At 47.6% G+C, this 18598-nt stretch carries 13 protein-coding genes; 6 read left to right on the top strand and 7 right to left on the bottom strand.

Annotation, left to right across the window (positions count from 1 at the left end; all coding sequences use genetic code 11):
- Positions 1-75: 75 nt before the first annotated feature.
- From F1593_RS01715 to F1593_RS01725, 3 genes are read right to left on the bottom strand one after another with little or no spacing between them, the layout of a single operon-like run.
- Positions 76-810 carry a hypothetical protein gene (locus tag F1593_RS01715; RefSeq protein ID WP_149399716.1) on the bottom strand — a complete coding sequence of 245 codons (735 nt, stop codon included), beginning with the start codon at positions 808-810 and terminating at the stop codon, positions 76-78.
- Between the two features lie 18 nt (positions 811-828).
- A complete protein-coding gene (locus F1593_RS01720) occupies positions 829-1998 on the bottom strand; it encodes a methyl-accepting chemotaxis protein (RefSeq protein WP_149399718.1) in 1170 nt (389 codons plus the stop codon).
- Between the two features lie 13 nt (positions 1999-2011).
- Positions 2012-3775 (bottom strand): serine/threonine protein kinase, encoded by a 1764-nt coding sequence (locus F1593_RS01725; RefSeq protein WP_149399720.1) that lies wholly within the window; start codon positions 3773-3775, stop codon positions 2012-2014.
- Positions 3776-4476: 701 nt separating this feature from the next.
- Here F1593_RS01725 and F1593_RS01730 point away from each other — a divergent pair.
- Entirely contained in the window at positions 4477-4812 is a 336-nt protein-coding gene (locus F1593_RS01730; RefSeq protein ID WP_149399722.1) for a winged helix-turn-helix domain-containing protein, read from the top strand.
- Between the two features lie 52 nt (positions 4813-4864).
- Here F1593_RS01730 and F1593_RS01735 read toward each other — a convergent pair whose 3' ends face one another.
- From F1593_RS01735 to F1593_RS01745, 3 genes are all read right to left on the bottom strand, one after another.
- Complete coding sequence (locus F1593_RS01735; protein ID WP_149399725.1) at positions 4865-5929, bottom strand: zinc ribbon domain-containing protein; 1065 nt, start codon at positions 5927-5929, stop codon at positions 4865-4867.
- Between the two features lie 69 nt (positions 5930-5998).
- Complete coding sequence (locus F1593_RS01740) at positions 5999-7081, bottom strand: hypothetical protein (protein WP_149399727.1); 1083 nt, start codon at positions 7079-7081, stop codon at positions 5999-6001.
- 55 nt (positions 7082-7136) lie between these two features.
- Positions 7137-9527, bottom strand: coding sequence for a hypothetical protein (locus F1593_RS01745; RefSeq protein WP_149399729.1), 2391 nt, complete (start codon positions 9525-9527; stop codon positions 7137-7139).
- Between the two features lie 581 nt (positions 9528-10108).
- Between F1593_RS01745 and F1593_RS01750 the strand changes: the two genes are divergently transcribed.
- The 3 genes from F1593_RS01750 to F1593_RS01760 are packed head-to-tail and all read left to right on the top strand — an operon-like array spanning position 10109 to position 11185.
- Entirely contained in the window at positions 10109-10531 is a 423-nt protein-coding gene (locus tag F1593_RS01750; protein WP_149399731.1) for a hypothetical protein, read from the top strand.
- Between the two features lie 7 nt (positions 10532-10538).
- A complete protein-coding gene (locus F1593_RS01755) occupies positions 10539-10754 on the top strand; it encodes a hypothetical protein (protein ID WP_149399733.1) in 216 nt (71 codons plus the stop codon).
- Positions 10751-11185: a hypothetical protein gene (locus F1593_RS01760; RefSeq protein ID WP_149399735.1), complete on the top strand. Its 435-nt coding sequence runs from the start codon at positions 10751-10753 to the stop codon at positions 11183-11185. The genes F1593_RS01755 and F1593_RS01760 overlap by 4 nt, the downstream gene beginning before the upstream one ends.
- Before the next feature lie 269 nt (positions 11186-11454).
- Here the strand turns inward: F1593_RS01760 and F1593_RS01765 are convergent, their stop codons facing one another.
- A complete protein-coding gene (locus tag F1593_RS01765; protein ID WP_149399737.1) occupies positions 11455-14685 on the bottom strand; it encodes an ATP-binding protein in 3231 nt (1076 codons plus the stop codon).
- Positions 14686-15014: 329 nt separating this feature from the next.
- Here F1593_RS01765 and F1593_RS01770 point away from each other — a divergent pair, with 329 nt between their 5' ends.
- The gene (locus tag F1593_RS01770; RefSeq protein WP_149399739.1) at positions 15015-16580 is read left to right on the top strand and encodes a hypothetical protein; all 1566 of its coding nucleotides are present in this window, start codon (positions 15015-15017) and stop codon (positions 16578-16580) included.
- 207 nt (positions 16581-16787) lie between these two features.
- Positions 16788-18566, top strand: a complete 1779-nt coding sequence (locus F1593_RS01775; protein WP_149399741.1) for a hypothetical protein — start codon at positions 16788-16790, stop codon at positions 18564-18566.
- Positions 18567-18598: the final 32 nt, after the last annotated feature.

Here is an 18598-nt window from a genome sequence, read left to right on the forward strand (position 1 = left end):
AGCCCTGGTCAACGGCCAGGGCTTGCTTATTGTTGTGAGTCGCTGTAATTGGATATTATTGCCTATGTTTGCTGATTACTGCTGGCTTTCACGATAATCTGTGATTTGCCAGCCGGTGCCCTTGTTCTGTGAATCAGGGGCGATTGACTTGAGTAATACAGTCTCACTGCTATCCTGTACTGTTGTCTGCCCATCGATCTGTTGCACGAGCTTATAGGGAACGACCATCGTAATATAGAGCGTATTATTGTCAAACTCTGAATTAGATAATGCGGGACGGTTTTGTATCTGTGCTACTTCAATGAGCTTACGCTGCTGAATTTTGGTCTGCCAGGATGCATCGGTACGGATACTTGCGCCTACATTGCTGCTGCCCTTATAGAAACGATACTTGGCCGCGCTTGAGAGCATCGGTATCGCAGCTTCGAGTGTCTGAAGATTGCGATAATCGAAGGAGTTATAATTCTCAACGAAGGCTCCAGCACAGGCCTGGGCGTTCGCCAGATCTTGTTGGGTACGGTTGGCTTTATTCCATTCCGCAGGAAGAGTGGTGGTATCCTGTGTTGCGGTATTTGGTAGATTGGCTGCCTTTAAATAGGTAATATCTTTGGGATCAGCCGTGCATTGTCCTTCTGGATAATGCACAGTTGGCTGGGATGCCGAGTTTCCCTGCCCAGTGATACTCACGGTGGGAAGCAAGAAACTGGCGATTGGAATTGCTCCTATGCCTGCCAGGCAAACAATCAGCAGCAATGGATAGAGAAATTTTTTGGTGAATTCTCCCACAATGAGATCTGCGATACTGCTCATACTCTGCGAGCCTTTCCATTAATTTTTATTGATGAGCTGTTCTTTTGGTCGTTGAATGGTCATCTCGTCATCTCTCTCTGCCTCTTCAATGGGGGCATATTCTGCCATATCCTCATTGTCAGGTACGGAAAATGCCTGTGCAGATTGACGCCACTCATCAGCCGTGATGGCCTGATCGCTGATAACTTTGGCGGCTGTAATTACAATGGCGTTAGCTTGTTGGAATTGTTGCGCGAAACTATAGAGTTCTGCCATCATGGGCTCGGCCATATCGCTGGTTTCATGGATATCCTCAAGCATAGTTTCCAGAAGCCGAATTTGTTGTTCCATGTTGTGTTTAATCTGTCCGACCAGCGTGGGCTCCTCGATTGCTGGTGCGCCGTCTGCGGGCAAAGATTGGTCCTGTTCCTCCTGGATATAGGTTTGCGTTTCCTGGGCCAGTTCGACGCTGGATTGCAGGGTGCTATCGATGCGTTGCAGACAGGTCACGATTTTTTCGACCGCCTCAGTGACCGTGACGATTCTCTGTGTAAGCTGTTCGGTGATATGTGCCCATTCTTCTGACGTATCCAGCAGGCTATGCGACGTTTGAATAATCTGTTCCGCCATATATTGTGTCCATTGCACCAGGGCGGCCAGATCCTCGATCAAACCATTACATAATTTGGCGATGATGCCAGGGCTGCCAGCGGTGATGGTACTTCTGACTGTCAGATTGCCATCCATAATAGGGCTGAGCTCATAGGCCAGTTGTCTTAATTGTCCGCTGAGTTGGTTGATCTCCTCCTGCGGTGCAAGATAGCTTTTTTCAAAGCCTGTTTGATAGCTATCTAACAGGATATTGAGCGTTGTCGCCAGGGATTTCGTATTATCCTCGGCTACAACGGGGATGCGGGCCTCTTTGTGCCCGGACAAAAACTCGACACAGATAGCTTCGATATGAGTAAGTTGTTCTTCGTTTGTCTTTTGTACATGCGAAATGATCATTCGCTCCATATAAAATACGGCAATGGCACAGGAGACAAATGAGATAATAAACAGGTTGGTTTGCATATGCAACGTTCCCAGCAGTCCTAAAATAAGAATAGCAAGCATGGGAATCGCTGGCGCTAACAATAATTCAAATTGTAATAATGAGTGCGGAATGATGGATGTGGATTCAGTTGTTTTTAGTTCTGTTTGCGTCATAAAATAGAGTCCCTTAAAGAGCTATATGGCGTTTCGTCCTTCTTTGGGTTGATTGGAGTTGCGTTGTATCCTCAGACGCTGCTGGGGTTGTGAAGGTTGGGATTTCACTTTCTATCATTGAAAATAGTTCATCGCTCAGGGTGTCGAGCTTCAATGCGAGTTGCGGCTCATCCAGCTCTTCTTCTTCTTCCGCTTCAGTCAGCTCGTCTACCTCATCTGAAGCGTTGAGATGAGATAACATATCTGATGTATGGGTATCGAGCCAGGCATCCTCGGCGCTGCTATTTTCGTCTACAAAGGTGGCCAGTTGCTTATCTTGTTCCGCAACCTCCTCTTCAAATGGATTATCGAATAGATCAAGTGGTACTATTTCATCCCTGTCTGCTTGCGAGAGCCATGCAGTATCCTCGTCCTCGTCCTCCTCGTCCTCTGCAAAAGGATTAACCGGGAAACTGGTGGTTGGATCGTCGGCAGCGGCGCTGGCATATTCTGACATTGTGGCCAGATCATCGCGTAGCGCAGCAAAGAAATCCTCTTTTTCATCCTCATGTAACGTTTTGGGATCTTGTGCGGTAAGCCACTCATCCTCAGTCGTATCGGTCTGAGGCGAATTGAGCCAGTCTTCTTTTTGTAGATCTTCAGGCGAGGATGCGACTACAACCACTTCCATCTCAAGGGATGCTGCTGGCTCTTCTGTGAGGCTGGTTACTCCATTTTCATTGGATGTGGCGGCATCCGCAACCGCTTCTATCGTTCCCTCCCTCAGGGCCAGCGGTGTCGCATGGACGCTCGGCACTATTGATAAGGTGGAATGCGTGATCGCCTGAATCTGCGCGATGGGCGATACACTGCTGATATCGAGCGGTTTCTCCGTAAGGAACTGGCGGAGCGCTTGCATGAATTCTGCTGTTGTCTGGAAGCGCCGCCTGGGATCTCGTTGCAGCGCGCGATTGACGACCATCTCGAGCGCGGCTGGTACTGCGGGCGCGAGTTTATGCAGGGAAGGCAAGGATTCATGGATATGCTTTTGTACCACCTCCAGATAGCCTTCACCGGCAAAGGGCACCTGACCACTTAATAATGCAAAGAGTATGACGCCCAGCGTGTAGATATCGGAACGTGTATCCGCTTCCGCCCCTTTAACAACTTCGGGGGCCAGATACTCCGGGGCTCCCAGATAGCTGCCACTGATATCCTTCAGGTATGGACGGGTGAGCAAGGATTGTTTTTCGGTATGCACGCCTTTCAGGCCTAGCATCTGTGCCAGCCCCACTCGCATCATCGCCGGTGGATTCCTGCTACCCCTCAGGATAATATTTGCTGGATTGAGAAATTGATGAATGACTTTTTGGCTATGCAAATAGGAGAGTCCATGGGCCAGCGGAGCCAGTATGGAATAGACCTGTTCGAGTTCCCAGGGTTGTTGCTCGCTACTGAGGCGCTCTGCCAATGTTTCTCCTGTCTGCGGTGGCAAAATAAGATATGGCAAACCACCCTCCTCTCCATACCCATAGAGCGGAGATAGCGAAGGATGGCGTAGTCGCATCAAACGCCTGGCAAGTGTCGTAAAGCGTTCATCAAAACGAGCTTTTTCCTGTTCCGTTAACGTCTGGACCGCAGGTAACAATAAGATGAATACTTCTGACGGTAGCCAGAGCTCTTCGGTACGTGCGCGATACAGCAGAGTAACCGTTCCATCTTCCAACAGTTCTTCCAGGCAGTATCCACGGATCATCCGTCCTTTATAGGGATTAACAGTAGACCCTACCAATGACACCAATAATACCGGTCCTTTCTCCTGTGTTCTATGCTTCCCTCTCGCCGCCTGCGGCGGCAAAGAAAAGAAGAAAAAAGGGTATTTGGGGACACCCCAAACCCCGGCAAAGGGCTGGCCGCCCTTTGCAATCCCGCTTGAAAAGCCTTACGTTCGCGCCTATGGAGGACATCCCCATAAGTGTGAACTTAAGCGGGATTGTTAAGGGTGCAACCCTTAACCTGGGGTCCGGGGCTGAGCCCCGGCCTCTTATCTCCTTCTCGCCGCCGCAGGCGGAGAGCTCTTTGCAATCCCGCTTAAGTTTGTGCGGGAGCGGGATTGTTAAGGGTTGCACCCTTAACCTGGGGCTCGGGGCTGAGCCCCGGTCTCTTACCTCCCTCTCGCCGCCGCAGGCGGAGAGCTCTTTGCAATCCTGCTGAAAACATAGACAGGCTGCTATTTCCAGGCATTCAAGATTAGTATGCGGGCCATCAAAAGCCCTGCCAAGGGGAAGAGAGGGACAAAATTTTGTATCTTCGAGAAAATGATACAAAAAATGATACATACTTGATACCTTTTATTTCCCAAAATCTTGTATGTTTCTTAGGAGAAACAATAATCTGTTTCGTAGTTAATTGTATATCGTACTTGAATGTGTTTATCGCTTGAAGAAATCTTTTTGATTTCTGTGTCTTTCGTACATTTCGGAAGGAGAAACACTATCAATGACTATCTTGCTTGATCACTACGAAGCTCCTATCCTCATCAAAAATATTCAATGGTGCAATGAACGTCATAAGATAATCATCAAAAATACGACTATTGAGTTAACAAAGACAGAATATCGTCTGCTCTTCCCACTTCGTTATGGTGTCCCTGTTACCTATACCGATCTCGCCTTTAGTGTCTATGGCTGCCATGTCGATGATAAGGTGCGTACCATGATGGATAAGCACATCGATCGCATTCGTGGCAAGCTACGCGGTACCGGGATCTACGTGTATTGTGTGCTCGGTTACGGGTATTTACTTCTGCCTGAAGTCGTGCAAGAAGAATTTTGATATTTATTTATCTGGGTACATACCTGTGCATATGCTAGCCCTGGTTGAGTACTTACTTTGAGAATAAGGGCTTGCTGAGGGCATTCAGTATAGTGGCTACTCCTTGTTGTATACCTTGAATCGTGATCCTGGGCAGACTGAAGTGAAATGGGAGCAGTGTTTTTGTCTGGATATAGAACAAGGTGATCATAAAGATAAACATTAATACAATGGCTGGTAACAGGATATTGGGAGCGGCGGTACTGACAACGCTATGGGTTGTGTGATCATAGCCTTTGCGCGCTATTAAGATACCCTTGCGCTTTCTTCCCCAGAATGAGACCAGATCACCCTGCTCAATATCAGCTCCACGCATATTGCCGCGCACAATGACGTCGCGGGTCCTGCCGGACTCGGTGCGGACGCGTACTCTATTCACCATGATGCGATCAGTTTCTTTGTTGGTCTGGATATTGGGTAAGACCCAGATAAGTTCAGCTAGAAGCGAGAAGATCACTGCCATGATGCCAGGATAGTCATTGGGCATTTCCCGGCTCTCCATATGGATGACGTTTCCGTGGACCTTCGGCTTCGTCAGGGCGAACAAAAAAGGTAATTTTCCTGCTTCTGCGGCCTGGGAGGCAGTCTCAACCGTGTTATTGGCGATGGAGGCAGCGCTGGCGAAATCAGGAATTTGATAGATCTCAAGCGCACTGGCAGGTACGCGTGTCGCGTACGGTGAATCCTCTTCATCCCGATTGTGCATCGCCCGGGTTGTGAGTGAGCGGGAGGAAGGACGCAGTGCTGGAACATTGCTTACAGTGGAGCTTTTTTGTAACTGCACTGGAGCCTTTTTTGCAGGTGCATTGCGAGGGATTTGCACCGGAGCCTTTTGAGCAGGTGCGTTACGCTGTTGTTGCTGCTGCTGTACTGGTACTTTTCGCGGTTGAGGTTTTAGTGCAGCCTGAGCCAGAGGTGGTATGATTTCCTCATCTGGAAAAGCCGGTACTACCTGCTCGTTAGTTGGTTGAGCACGATAAGACCGTGCTAGAGGGATAAGTTTAGCATCGCAATTGGCGCATATCCTCGCGGCTTGTGAATTACGATGTCCACATTCCGAACATTTAATCTGTGCCATAGAAACTTGCTTCCCTTCACTTGTTCAGTTAGAGGTATATTTTTTAGATAATACCATCAATTTGCTTTTTTATCCATTTACTTTTTTAGCAGCTTCTTCGACAAACTTTTGGCGCAATGACGTAATGCCATTGACTGCCCTGTCATTGCCGCCCGTGAAGATATCTATCACGCGTTCCTTAATACTGGTTCTTTCTTGCACAAAATTTTGTAATCTTGTATCAATACTATTATTAAGGTTCAATTTAGTAATTTGCTCGTCAATCACTGTCTGAATAGCATAAAGTTCTTTCTGGGCATCGTCTTGCATGGCTGAAACTTTCGCAAATTTGTCCAGCCGACCGCCAATCATTTCATCTATTTGTCCTTGAAGTATTTTACATTGGTCCCATACAATTTTACGCATAGTTTCCAAATCGTCAATAGTGCTTCCTGCGGCCCACGCGTTTCGCTCAGTGCTTATCGCGTTACTTGTACGTTCCTGCAATGCTTCTGTTATTCTTTGATCGAGCTGTTTATAAACACGATGTTCCTCTGCATCCTGGCTGAGAATCACATCGTGGAGCCTGATATTAGTATTTATAGCTGACTGTGTTTTTTCTCCTCTGACTAATCCTGGCAATCCTTCTATAACCTTTGTTGCGCGGGCTTTTTTTTGCTCTTCTGTGTCTTGAATGGTATAGATATCTGTTTCCGGTTGCATATTCTTCCATCCTCGGAAGGCAGCGCGAAAGGACTCACTGCGATATTTCTGTGTTTGGACGCTCTCGACAGCCGCTGTAAGGAGTTGATTCCTCACTTCTGGAGGGGTACGTGTATCCTTTTGGATTTTGAGCTTAAAATTCCATTTTGACGGTGATGCTACTATTGATGGGAACGCGGTTTTTTCAGTCGCTGACTGAATATACTCTTGTGGACGGCGCCAGAGTTCACCATGCGAGGGGCCTGCTTCTCTTGCCGATTGATCCAGGAAGCGCCTGACTTCTGGCAGTTCTTCTTCATGGTTGATGGTTTGGCTCACCTGGTCTTTGAGATCGAGGAGCGTTTTTCTGGCTTCATTCGTATCAAGATCCATCAAACCGACAAAAAAAGATTTCGGCTCAAGCGATTGCATTTCTCGCGTTGAAGTGCTCATTTCTGAATAGTTTTTCATTAAATCCTCTTTTCCTTCCTCTCTTCTAGCAGACTGTAACGGTTCTTACGCTTACTTAGCGTGTGGGTGTTGTATAAGGTGTAAAAACCCCTTTCACTATATTAGCGCCAACACCACCACTAAAACCTGCGGGAATATTTTCAATGCCACGGCCAGTTAGATGTACCATTTTGCTCAGAAGAGAGTTACGGGCATCGGCTACCTGTCCTAACGTTGCTAGATATGCTTCAGTTGCACCCATGATATTAATCAGTCCATTGATTTTATACATAGTGAGAATGGCGTTTTTCGCGGGCCCATAGATATTTTTGTAGAGCGCCTTTTGGTAGTTTTGGAAATCATGGATAAGCATAGGATCATTGAGTTCTCTGAAATATCCTTTGCGTGCGTAATTAATATTGGTTTCTATTTGTTTTATGGTTTCAACGCGTCTCATAAGATCCTCATGCGCTTCCGGTACTTCAGCTCGAATGGCGCTGGTCAAAGCTATTTGTGCGTCGTCCCTTTGTTGTTTTTGCTGTCTTATGATTTCAAGATTTTTTTGAGCATTTGTCATATGTTCAATAACTTTTGCTTCAGCGGTTGCAATTTCTTTCAGCTTATTTTTGTTCGTATCACTGGTGAGCTGGAGAAGCACTATTTTGATGGCCTCTGGCAAGGTCTGGTTTCTTCTCTCTCCATTGACGATGGTTGCAAGTTCACTTTCCAGGGTAGACCTCACATCACGGGTACGCCATTCATAAAATTTGCGGGCAACCCATGGCGATCCATGTACGAGCTTGTTTTGCTTTTCCCGTAAGTCGTTCTCCTTTGCTCCTAGCGTTGTTTCGGCACCTTTGATTTGCAGAGCAAGTTTTTGGAGGATGTTCATCCTCTCTATCGCTGCCTGCTCTGCCAGGGGAACATTTGGTCTCTGCTCTGCCACATATTTCTGATGCAGGGCTGTAAACTCTGTATGCTCCTGGATTGTGAGCTGTTGCAGTTGTTCAAAGTGCGTAAGCTTTTGGGTATCCGCATAGGTCATGCTACTGAGTTTGTTTAATGCTTCTAACTGCTCAGGAATGGTAATATGGTTGTCATAGATTTCCTGGAGTCGGGTACGCTCGGCTGGAGAAAGATCGCTGGTATTCCAAAAGGTCTTCGATAGTGTGCTCACCTCGCCCGCTTGCGGACTTTTCTGTGGAATGATTTTATGCAGAGTTTCGAGTTGATCAAGAATGAGTACATTTCGTTCATGCAGTTCATCTAATTCAGCGATGTTGCCATTGAGCTCAAACTCAGCTTTACATGCCTCTAATGCCAGGCTATCAGTGATCAGGAGACGGTGTTGTTTACTTTCGAGTGCCTCAAGCTGTTTTTTGGGTATGGCGAAATGGTCATAGAGATTTTGTAGCTGCATGCGCTGTGGGTCGTTGATATCGCCCAGCCTATTGGCTTCATCTGCAATATATGCATCCCTCAATGCTTCAACTTCCTGCCGATTATCTGCTGGGAGATGTCCAATCTCGCTGAGCTCCTGAAGCATGTTGCGTTGTGTTATTTCATGATCATAGTAGAGATCAAGGGAATCCCGATCATTTTGATCGAACTGTAAATATTCTTTGCGCTCAAGTGTATTTTTGAATCTCTGGCGGTCGCCCTCGATGATCGCCGGATTTTGACTTAATTCATGAAGTTTAGCTATCGTGCCCGAGTAATTATTGGTGAGTTCTTGTAGACGCGCTCGATCAGCCATGTCAAGCTGTTGATTATTTTCAAAGTTATTGGTGATTCTATCTAGTTGCTGGTGTTGAGTGGTTGGGAGCGCATCTAGCTGGCGCAGATCTGTAAGCCAACGGGGATGTTCAACATACTGCTGATGGAGCGTCTCTAATTGATTGTGATTGATGTGATCCAGACGTCCATCAGTCGTATAGCGTGTATGTAATGTGTTGGCTAGCGTGCGTTGAGCAGGAGTAAGTTGCCCATTGATTGGGTCGTTGCGCAATGCTGCGATTTTATCAGGCGTCATGATACAGCGGTCATATACTTCCAGAAACGCTACTCTTCTCGTATCAACCTCTGCCCTGGTTATCTTTTCGGTGTTGACATTCTGATAATACGTTTCCAGAGCGCGTGCGGTCGCCTTGTCGTCACGCGGAACATCGGGACGTGAGATGAGGTCTTTAATTTTCTGGATATCGTCATAAACAGTTTCTTTGAGCTGGCGATTGTCGCGTATCTCGCCTTTGATGGTCCTGATCTCGCCTTTGAGGTGGGTTGCAAGTTGCTCATAGCGCCAGCCCCAGGCATGTCTTTCCAGAAAAGGGCTTTTCTTTTTTTCTATTTTTTCCGTAATCGTCTGTAGACCATACGCCATGATTTCTTTTTGCTGCTCCAGCAATGCCTGCTCAGGCGTAACATGTACTACTTCCGAAGCTGTGTTGCCAAATTCTTTTATTGCCATAAATACCTCATTATTGCCGCGCGCACAGTGTCGGCGTGCATAAATGGGTTCCTCCCTATTCAAGCTTGCTGCTATCGATCTGTCCCGCGCTGTGCAAGCTATTTCCATTGTCTCCGTATCTGCTGCCAGGACGAGAGTGCTCCTGTGAAAAAGTGTAGGAGAATGCAGATAGAAAAACTAGTCGGAAAGAGGGAAAAATGGGAGTATTTTGCCTGTTAAGCAGCATCTTTTACTAAGATTTAACAATGTTAATTTAGCATTAAATTGACCCTAATTCCGACTTATTTTTGTCACATTTATCAGGTATGATATTTATATTGGGGTAGTGTTCTTATCAGGATGGTTATTTATATCTGTGCTATTTCCGTTTATGCTCTTTATGTTTATATGCACTCATTAAGATATAGATAATATAGCCAATCAACCGAAGCTTTTCGATTGAATATGATGCCTCTACGTTGATAGTTGCTCTTTCCTGATGAATTATGCACAATGCGTGTTGCCCGCAGATAGCCCCTATGTGCTTTCCTACCCTTTTTACCCATTTGCTGTACGAGGCAGTACTAGCAGGAGATAAAGACATGTCAAGCAGCAAGATTGAAGTATCGGAGATGATTCGGGGAAGTGATACAAATTTATCCCGTGCGTCTGTAGACGATCGTTCATCCATTGTTGAACTAGTTTCAATAGATGGCAGTGAGAAAGAAGCTGATAGAGAAAAAGACAAAGTAACGAATGACAAAGATTCAATGCGGCCTAATGACACTGCTAGAAATGCTACTGACCTTCAACGGACTGTCTTCCAATGGCTCGACACTGTAAAAGATGGGAGCGATGAATTCGTCGCAGATCTGAAAGAGCCAACCCCGATTGCTACGAGTAGTAGATGGCCCTCTTTTAAAAACATTTTCGAAGCTCCTCTAAATTTTAATGAAGATCAAACTCATGTCAATAAATCGGTTGTGCCTGCCTCAAATGAATCGGTCGAGGTTCGACTCAAATGAATCGGTTGTGCCTGCCTCAAATGAAACGGTCGAGTTCGACTCAAATGAATCGGTTGCTCCTGCCTCAAATGAAACCAACTCTAGTCACGGTGAGCAGGTGAATAATGATAATACTGAGGAACGTCCTGATCACATAGTGATAGAGATGCCGAATGATGAATTAGAGGGACCAGACCGGGACGATATTTTAATAGATGTTGCAGAGGCTCAAATCATGAATTGACACAGGTCCTGAATGAGGTAGGGGGCAAATTTGGTAGTCTTGGTGAATTAGATGTGAACGATAGCAATGCATTGCCGGTGGAGCACAAACTTACACTGGAATTGAGAAAGATTCAACGTTTAAAGGCTAAATTAGAGGCGAAAACTAGTGATTATTTGGATAAGGCAAGTGCTGTTCAAGTTCAAGTCTTTCGAGCTATGAATAGCGATCAACTCGCCTTTGATACCCATCTGGCCAGCCTTGATCTTGAGCAGTTTGTAGCGCAAGCCACGCGAACCGGCGAAGCTATTGGCACTCCGCTCAATGTGATCTCCAAAGCCCTTACTAAGGCAGCCGTTGATTTATTAACTACCTGGCCGTCAGCATTGGGTAACAAAAAGTTAATCGAACTGTTCCCAACTATAACAAATCATATTACAGTAACTGTTTAGCCGTATCCAGTAGCTGCCACGGACCCGTACGATCACCGTGATCCGTGCCAGGCCCGACTTTGTGATGCGAAGCCTTCATACGTGCCTCCAGCGCGTCTTCGGTGCCAGGTTTGCTCGTACGACTCTCTCCCCCCAACGCTCTGGAATGTCCACTGGCCCCGCTGTTGGGGTACGGATGAGCCTACGAGGGCAATGGTGGTACGAGGAACGGGAAAGCGCACCTCGGTTGCGACCTCGGCACGCACCTACAGTATTCGTCGAGATTCCTTTTAAGAGGCACCGAAGAAATAGGATTTGAGATTGTTCGCGAGATGGGCATGCTCAAAATCGTTAAAGCCTGAGCGAACCAGGACATGGACGGCGCTACAATAGCTGATCGCCATAGTATCTTTATCGGGTTCCGTGCCTGGATCATCTCCCAGCCAGCTTTGTGCAATGGCAATTGACATCTGTGATGCGCTTGAGAAGCGTTCCTCATCACCCTTTTGTCCCTTTGTCAGTTCGGCATGAATCCATTCGCGGTTCTGCTGGGTGAGTAAGAGCTGGACATCGGATCGGAAATTGCATTTGGCGGGACAATTGATGCAACCGACAAAGGGTCCCTGGCGCCGTTTTGTCAATGCTAAGAACTGTTCGGCGAAGGTGGAGAGTACCTGACTGGCCTCCTCCATTTCCTTGTTGAATTGTGTTTCCAGCGTTTCTAACTCTTCAGGCGTGGTGATATTAGCGGCGGCAGAGGTCATTGTATACATATGGAAGAAGTTGAGCATGCCACGTGTGAGCAGGACGCGGAGTTCTTCAACTTGCTCATAGGTCCAGCCATTGCGTGCGCCGCGTTTATGCAGTAATTCCGCGCTACCTCTAACCAGGATCATACGCAGAGTGGCATCATGCTCGCCCGGAGAAAAATGTGGCATCAGATTTTCCAGGAACTCTGAAAAATGTGACAATGTATCGAAGATGTTAGCTGGTTTTGCAATCAGCCGTAACAGCATATGGGACCAGAGTTGTTTGTTCTTGGCGGAGTCCAGTATTTTGGTTGTAGCCTGGAAGATAGCGGGATCGGGTCCGCCTGAGAGGGCGAGTGGAATCTCGTATTGGTCGATATCCAGGATACTTTGAAATGGTCTGACGGAGGCATAGACGCTACTCTTTTTGCGCAACTGCGCTTCAGGCAGAGGAGAGATCTTGCGTTTATAGTTCTCAAGGCGTAGCAGATAGGCGTGGTCGGCACCTTCTGCATAGACGGCGGCCATACCTGGTAGCAGTGTCCCCAGATGCATCTGCTGATCCTCGGTCAGATTCATCGTCTGTCCAATGCTCTCGCGATCATCTTTCGCGATCAAACGATGGCAGATCTTCAAGTTGGTGTTTTTAAGCACATCGGGTGCTAACTTACTGGGGATCTGTTCCGCGACCAGTACGCCCTGTCCATAGGCGCGAACCTCAGAGAGCATATTCGTAAAGACTTCGATGGCCTGCGCACGGGGATTTGAAGAGTCAGCTGCGACATCGACTGAGGTGTTTTTGAGCAGGCGATGAGCCTCTTCAAAGACGATCATATGTTGCAGTCCCTGTGGTAACTTCCCGCTCTGGAACTGCAAGCGGCGATATTCATACAGGCGTGCCAGGAAGAGTCCCATAATAAAGGTCTTCTCGTCGTCGTTACCGATACTCTCCAATTCCAGAATCGTTGGTACCGAAAGCAGATCATGCATGGGAATGCCGCGAGGTGTATCCAGCATCAATCCTTTGGAACCGATACGCAGCGAACCAATGCGGGACTTCAAGGCCGCCTTCACATTGGATTCCACCTCTTTATCATAGCCCAGGCGTGTCGTAACCTCTTCGACCTTATTATAGAGATCTGAGAGGGTGGGGAAGATCGGATGGTGATGACGTTGCGACCAATCTACCAATCGTCTATTGATACCATTTGTGAGATCCCAGCCTTTATCCTCATAGACCTCATGTAATGCTTCTTCCAACACCTGTGGCATCGGAGCGTAGAGGGGGAAGGCCGCATTGAAGACAGCTTTCAGGAAGTCGATATGGGTCAAAACGGGTGCGTTGCCCGGTTCATCCTCCATCTCAAACTCAAAAGGATTCAGCCTGAAAGGCGCGATAGTTTCGTTGCCCAGGGTATAGACATGCAGCGGTTTGGGTGCAATCGCTGAGTGCAAGGAGCGGTATTCCGTTTTTGCTGGCTCAATCACCAGAAATGGCCGATCCTCCTGCACCACTCGATCAATCAGATTCATCACCGTCGTCGTCTTACCACTACCAGTGACGCCAATTACGACGGCGTGCTTGGCGAGAGCATCCAGCGAGATATCAAAGGTTTCGGTCGTATTTTTGCCATTGTGCTGGATGGCTCCCAATGGAAGAGCATGGGGATCAGTGGTATGGAAGTCAACGTCGAAGCGCACATAGTCGCTCAGCGCATAGCCGGGTGTCTCTTCGCGTGGTAGCTGAACCAGCGTACTCAATTCCTGCGAAGTCAGGAAGGTTTGAAAGGCATCCAGTGCATGACCGCGCGGCTCACATAAGGCGACCCGTACCGGCTCTGGACGTGAATCAGCGCCCGCCAGCGTGCCGATTAACAGCGAACCCAGGCGTTGCACATTGTCGCTTGTATCGGCCCCAAAATACGTCTTGACGATCCATTGACCAGCCGCCATCGCCTGATCCAGACGCTCCAGTTCGCGTTGCAGGGATTGAATTAAATATTGCGCACGATAATTGATCGTCTCACCGCTGAAGGATTGGGATGAGCCGCCAGATTGACTGGTCGTCGTCTGCTGGTTATCGGAGCGCGAGGAGGACCACTGACGGCGTGAGCGATTGGTGACCTGGGTGAGCAGATCGATGGTCTTCATACGCTCTTCAACCACTTTGCTGCGTGGTCGTGGATGCGCCTGCACGATATAGCACCACTGGGTACCATACATACCGCGTACAATGCGTTCAAGCTTGGTAGGTGTTTGTCCCGTTGGCGTTGAGGGACGGGGAGGTTGTCCTGGTTGATTGTTGGATTGGGCATATTGGGCATAGCCCTTCTGGCTGGGAATGCCTGTGATGACGCCTTTCATCACGCTATGGGGGCGCAACTGCTGATTTAACACCTGGGTATCGATGGGCGTGAGTTTGATACCTGGGAAAATTGCTTCCAGAATCGTTTCTGTAGACTCGGCACTTCCCAATGAAATATAGACCGAGAGTTTGCTCGACATGCCCTGTAGTACTAATGTCAGATCGGCCTGATGCTGATTATGGACTCCGATCACAAGGTCACTCATATATTGACCAAAATCAGCTTGATTGTCGCGCTGCCAGAAATTCGCCAGACCTTCGATATGAAAGAAAGCCTGTTCCTCATCCTCAAACAGATCATCTGTATCATAGGCTTCGGGAATCGCGCCTTCCAGATGGAAACGTTCGAGTCTGCTAATCATCTTGCCCAGCACATTGAGTAATTCAACATCCATCGAGGGGACCATACGTGCTCCTTCATCCAGCCTTATGATATATCGTATAGGGGAACGGTGTGTACATAGAAATAATAGTGACTATTCGCTTTAGAGTACTATAGCTAAGCTTTATTTGCTAGTCGGAAATAGGGAAAGTTTGCCAATTGAGCCGCAGCGAGACAAATATTCCCTACTTCTGACTAGTATTTAACCAGCGTTCCCTTTATACTTCTTGTTATATATATTTAAATAGTACCATTGTTTTTATACATGCATAGTCTACATAAAGAATAGTATAGTAAAAATTAGCAGTACTCTTTTCAAAGTGCGCTCAATGATCAGCTAAAAAGGAGGTAACCATGGCTTTTATACCGGCCCTCATAGAGGGAATTGTTGGTGCGGTGGAAGCAGCCACTACAGCAATTCCAGAGATAATCGCTCCTATAGCTGAAATTGGAATAGAAGCAGGCGCGGAGGCTGGAGCGGAGGTAGGTGCAGAGATAGGCGCGGAAATAGCGACCGAGTTAGGGTTAGAAGCAGGCGAGAGTGCTGCTGCCAACGGTACCAGATTTGGTGTTGAAGCGGGGGAACGATTAGCGGGAGAGGGCGGGGAAGGCATCTCACGCGAGATACCTGAATTTTTACGCTCAGCCTTTAGGCTGGGCTCCAGGATCGAGAGTAAAGTTGATTTCTCCTTTTCCAGATTAGGGCAATTTGGGGAAGAGGGAATTGAGGAAGAATCCTCTTTGACTGAGACGGCAGGCGAAAAGGGGATTGCAGAAGAACTGCCAACCTACGAACAAGCATTTGGAAAAGGGCAACCCCCATCTTATTTTGATACAATCATGAAGCCCCCCGAGTATGAGAGCCTCAATGTCCTTGACGAAGGATCCTCTTTGACTGAGACGGCAGGCGAAACCGCTCCAGAAAAATTATCTTTTGAAATCCCCAGAGGATTGGTCAATAATACACGCTTTGTTAATATTGCTCAAACTGAAATACGTCTTGACGCTAGCGTGTTCCGTAATGCTTTCTCAGACCTCAAGTTTACTGGTAACGCCGCAAAGGAGGGCGAACAGTCAATAAACTATTTTGCGCGCTTCATGAATTTTGCTAACAAGGGCGGCGATCTCAAAGGTGCTGGTAATGAAATGTTCCAGGTCCTGGAAAAAGGCATCAGTGAAGAGGTAGCGCCAATAAGTGAAGAGGCGTCGACCTTTAGTGAAGAGGTAGCGCCAATAAGCGAAGAGGCGTCGACCTTTAGTGAAGAGGTAGCGCCAATAAGTGAAGAGGCGTCGACCTTTAGTGAAGAGGTAGCGCCAATAAGTGAAGAGGCGTCGACCTTTAGTGAAGAGGTAGCGCCAATAAGCGAAGAGGCGTCGACCTTTAGTGAAGAGGTAGCGCCAATAAGCGAAGAGGTATCACCAATAAGCGAAGAGGCGTCGATCTCAAGTAGGGAATCGATCAGTGATAGCGAATCGACCTTCAGCAGGGCATCGTCTGATAGCGAATCGATCTTCAGTAGGGCATCGTCTGATAGCGAATCGACCTTCAGTAGGGAATCGATCAGTGATAGCGAATCGATCTTCAGTAGGGCATCGTCTGATAGCGAGTCGATCTTCAGTAGGGCATCGTCTGATAGCGAATCTAGAGCAAGTTCTGAGGGAGAGCAAACCACTGATGGAGAGCAAACCCCTGAGTCTAAGTGGAAGACGTTTATGAAGAACGGATTCAATATATTTATGGCTGTTTTCGGTATTGCTCAAATTCCTATAATGACTTATCAAATGGTCGATAGCCAGAAAAAATATAATGAGCAGACAAAGCAACATGATGAAGATGTGCTCAGGCAGGCAGTAGAGTCGAATGAGCAACTATTTGCGCAGGGAATCATGGAAGTAATGCAAAATAGCAGTAGAAACTAGCTATACTGCGTATTTTACATCAAGCTTATGCCTGCTGGTCGTGAAGAGAATTTGTCCCTCTTTCTCTCTCGTTATTCAGCGCGTTTTTCTCTACTATACAGAGGAACTCTCTGTGTTATTACTGTGTTCGCAATATATATATGATGATATCTGATATATGCATGATAAATTTGGGGATATGATTTTGGATATCTGGAGCCGTAGGCGATGAAGGAATTACTACATCGCTACTATCTCAGGGCTATTGATAAGGTTTCGCTCTATGTAACCCCGGCTGCGAAAAAAGATGTCTGGCGTGCCAGGCTTGAGCAAGCTATGGATACAGCTCTGATACGTTTGCGGCAAGGTCCAGAGGCGGCGCAAAAGCCACGGCTCGTCGTGCGCATTTTTGTGTTACTCATGTGTGGCCTGCTTGGCTTTTATTTGCTCCTTACCACCCATCAATTCTCCAGCTTTTCTAGCACAAAGACGGGCACTGTGACGGCTATAGCAGCGCTTGCTACTCCCACTCACAAAGCGAGCACAGCAGCTTCCACCTCTCCTTCCTATCGACCAGGTAAAGGTGGGGTTGAGCAGGCAACAACGATAAAATCAGCTCAACAAGCTCAAAAAGCGTATGCGGATGTTACCTGTGATATCAATAAAACTCCCAATGACTATGCTCTCGGCAGCCCTGGCAATACGCTTGGTGGCTGTCACATCAAAACGGATCAGTATGATTGTAATTATAGTCCGATTATGGATGCACAAATAGCAACCGCTCCACCGGGAACTCCTCCAACTTATAAGTTTGATTGTACTTTTAACGGCAAGCTGTATGACTGCCCTTTTTCTAATTTCAGTATCATTATTGGTAATATTACTTGTAACTATAGCGGCGGCGAGCACTGTACTATTGCTGAGTGTCCGCTGGTCGGGCAGACGTGTGCGACGGTAGACAATGCCAATCCGGTGACTGGTTTGCCTCAACCCACACCTCCTGCTTCCTCAACGAATGGTACGACTGCCGCGCCAGACAATAAGCTGTGTGCGGTGCCGGTTCCCATCGATTGTACGACTATTGCCGTGGGCGCGACCGATGTTCTGCAAGGTAATACTGGCTTGCTCACCTCTACGCCTGCGGCTGCTACCTATCAATCCGCTGCCGTTACAAACTCCTGGACCACGATGCTGTCCATTGTGGGGGCGCTACTGGCATTTATGCTGGTGCTGGCTGGCTATCAAGTATTGCTGGGACCCTACAGTGCCCGCTACGTGACCTCTTCAGAGGCGCTTGGTCGCGTGATTATGATCCTGGTTGCTGCCGTCGCCAGTCTGTGGATGACTGGACTCCTGATCGAGGTCATGAATGGGCTGAGCACGTTTTTCAAAGGATTTATCTTTGGAACAGGAACGCCAATTGGCGTGCCTTCGGCCCGCTGGGGTTGTAATGTCAAGCAGCTCTTTGGCAACATCTACAATCTCTCGATTTACAACTTGCAGGTTACTAATCAACAAATTACGGCGGATCAGCATTCCAAACTGGTCTTCATGGATATGGCTGGCCTGATTAATCATATCAGCGACTATATCCTGACTATCCTGACCGTTGTGCTGGCGCTGCAACTGATGATCCGGTTGATCTTTCTCAATGGCTATATCATTATGACCCCTCTGATGTTCTTTTGTGGGGCCTTACCTGGTAATGTGGGATCAGGGATTATGCGGGCCTGGATCAAAGAGTTTCTGGCTCTGATAGCGGTTCAGTTCTTCCAACTGTTTGCGACCGGGATACTGGCATTTCTGTTTGAGGCGGCGCAGCCAGCGCTTGGGTCGAGTACCTATCCAGGACAACTCTTTGCTAAAATCGCGCCAATCCTGTGTATGATTGTCATATTGGGCGTACCCAGACTCTTGAATTCGTCTGCGACGAACTTGCTGTCCACCATGAGTTCATCTATGTCGGGGGCGATGACTGGCATTATCCTGATTGTACGCGGGCTCTAGCATTTTGTCCCTCTTTTCTACTCGCCTTTAGG

Source organism: Dictyobacter arantiisoli (genome assembly GCF_008326305.1).
Lineage (GTDB): Bacteria > Chloroflexota > Ktedonobacteria > Ktedonobacterales > Ktedonobacteraceae > Dictyobacter > Dictyobacter arantiisoli.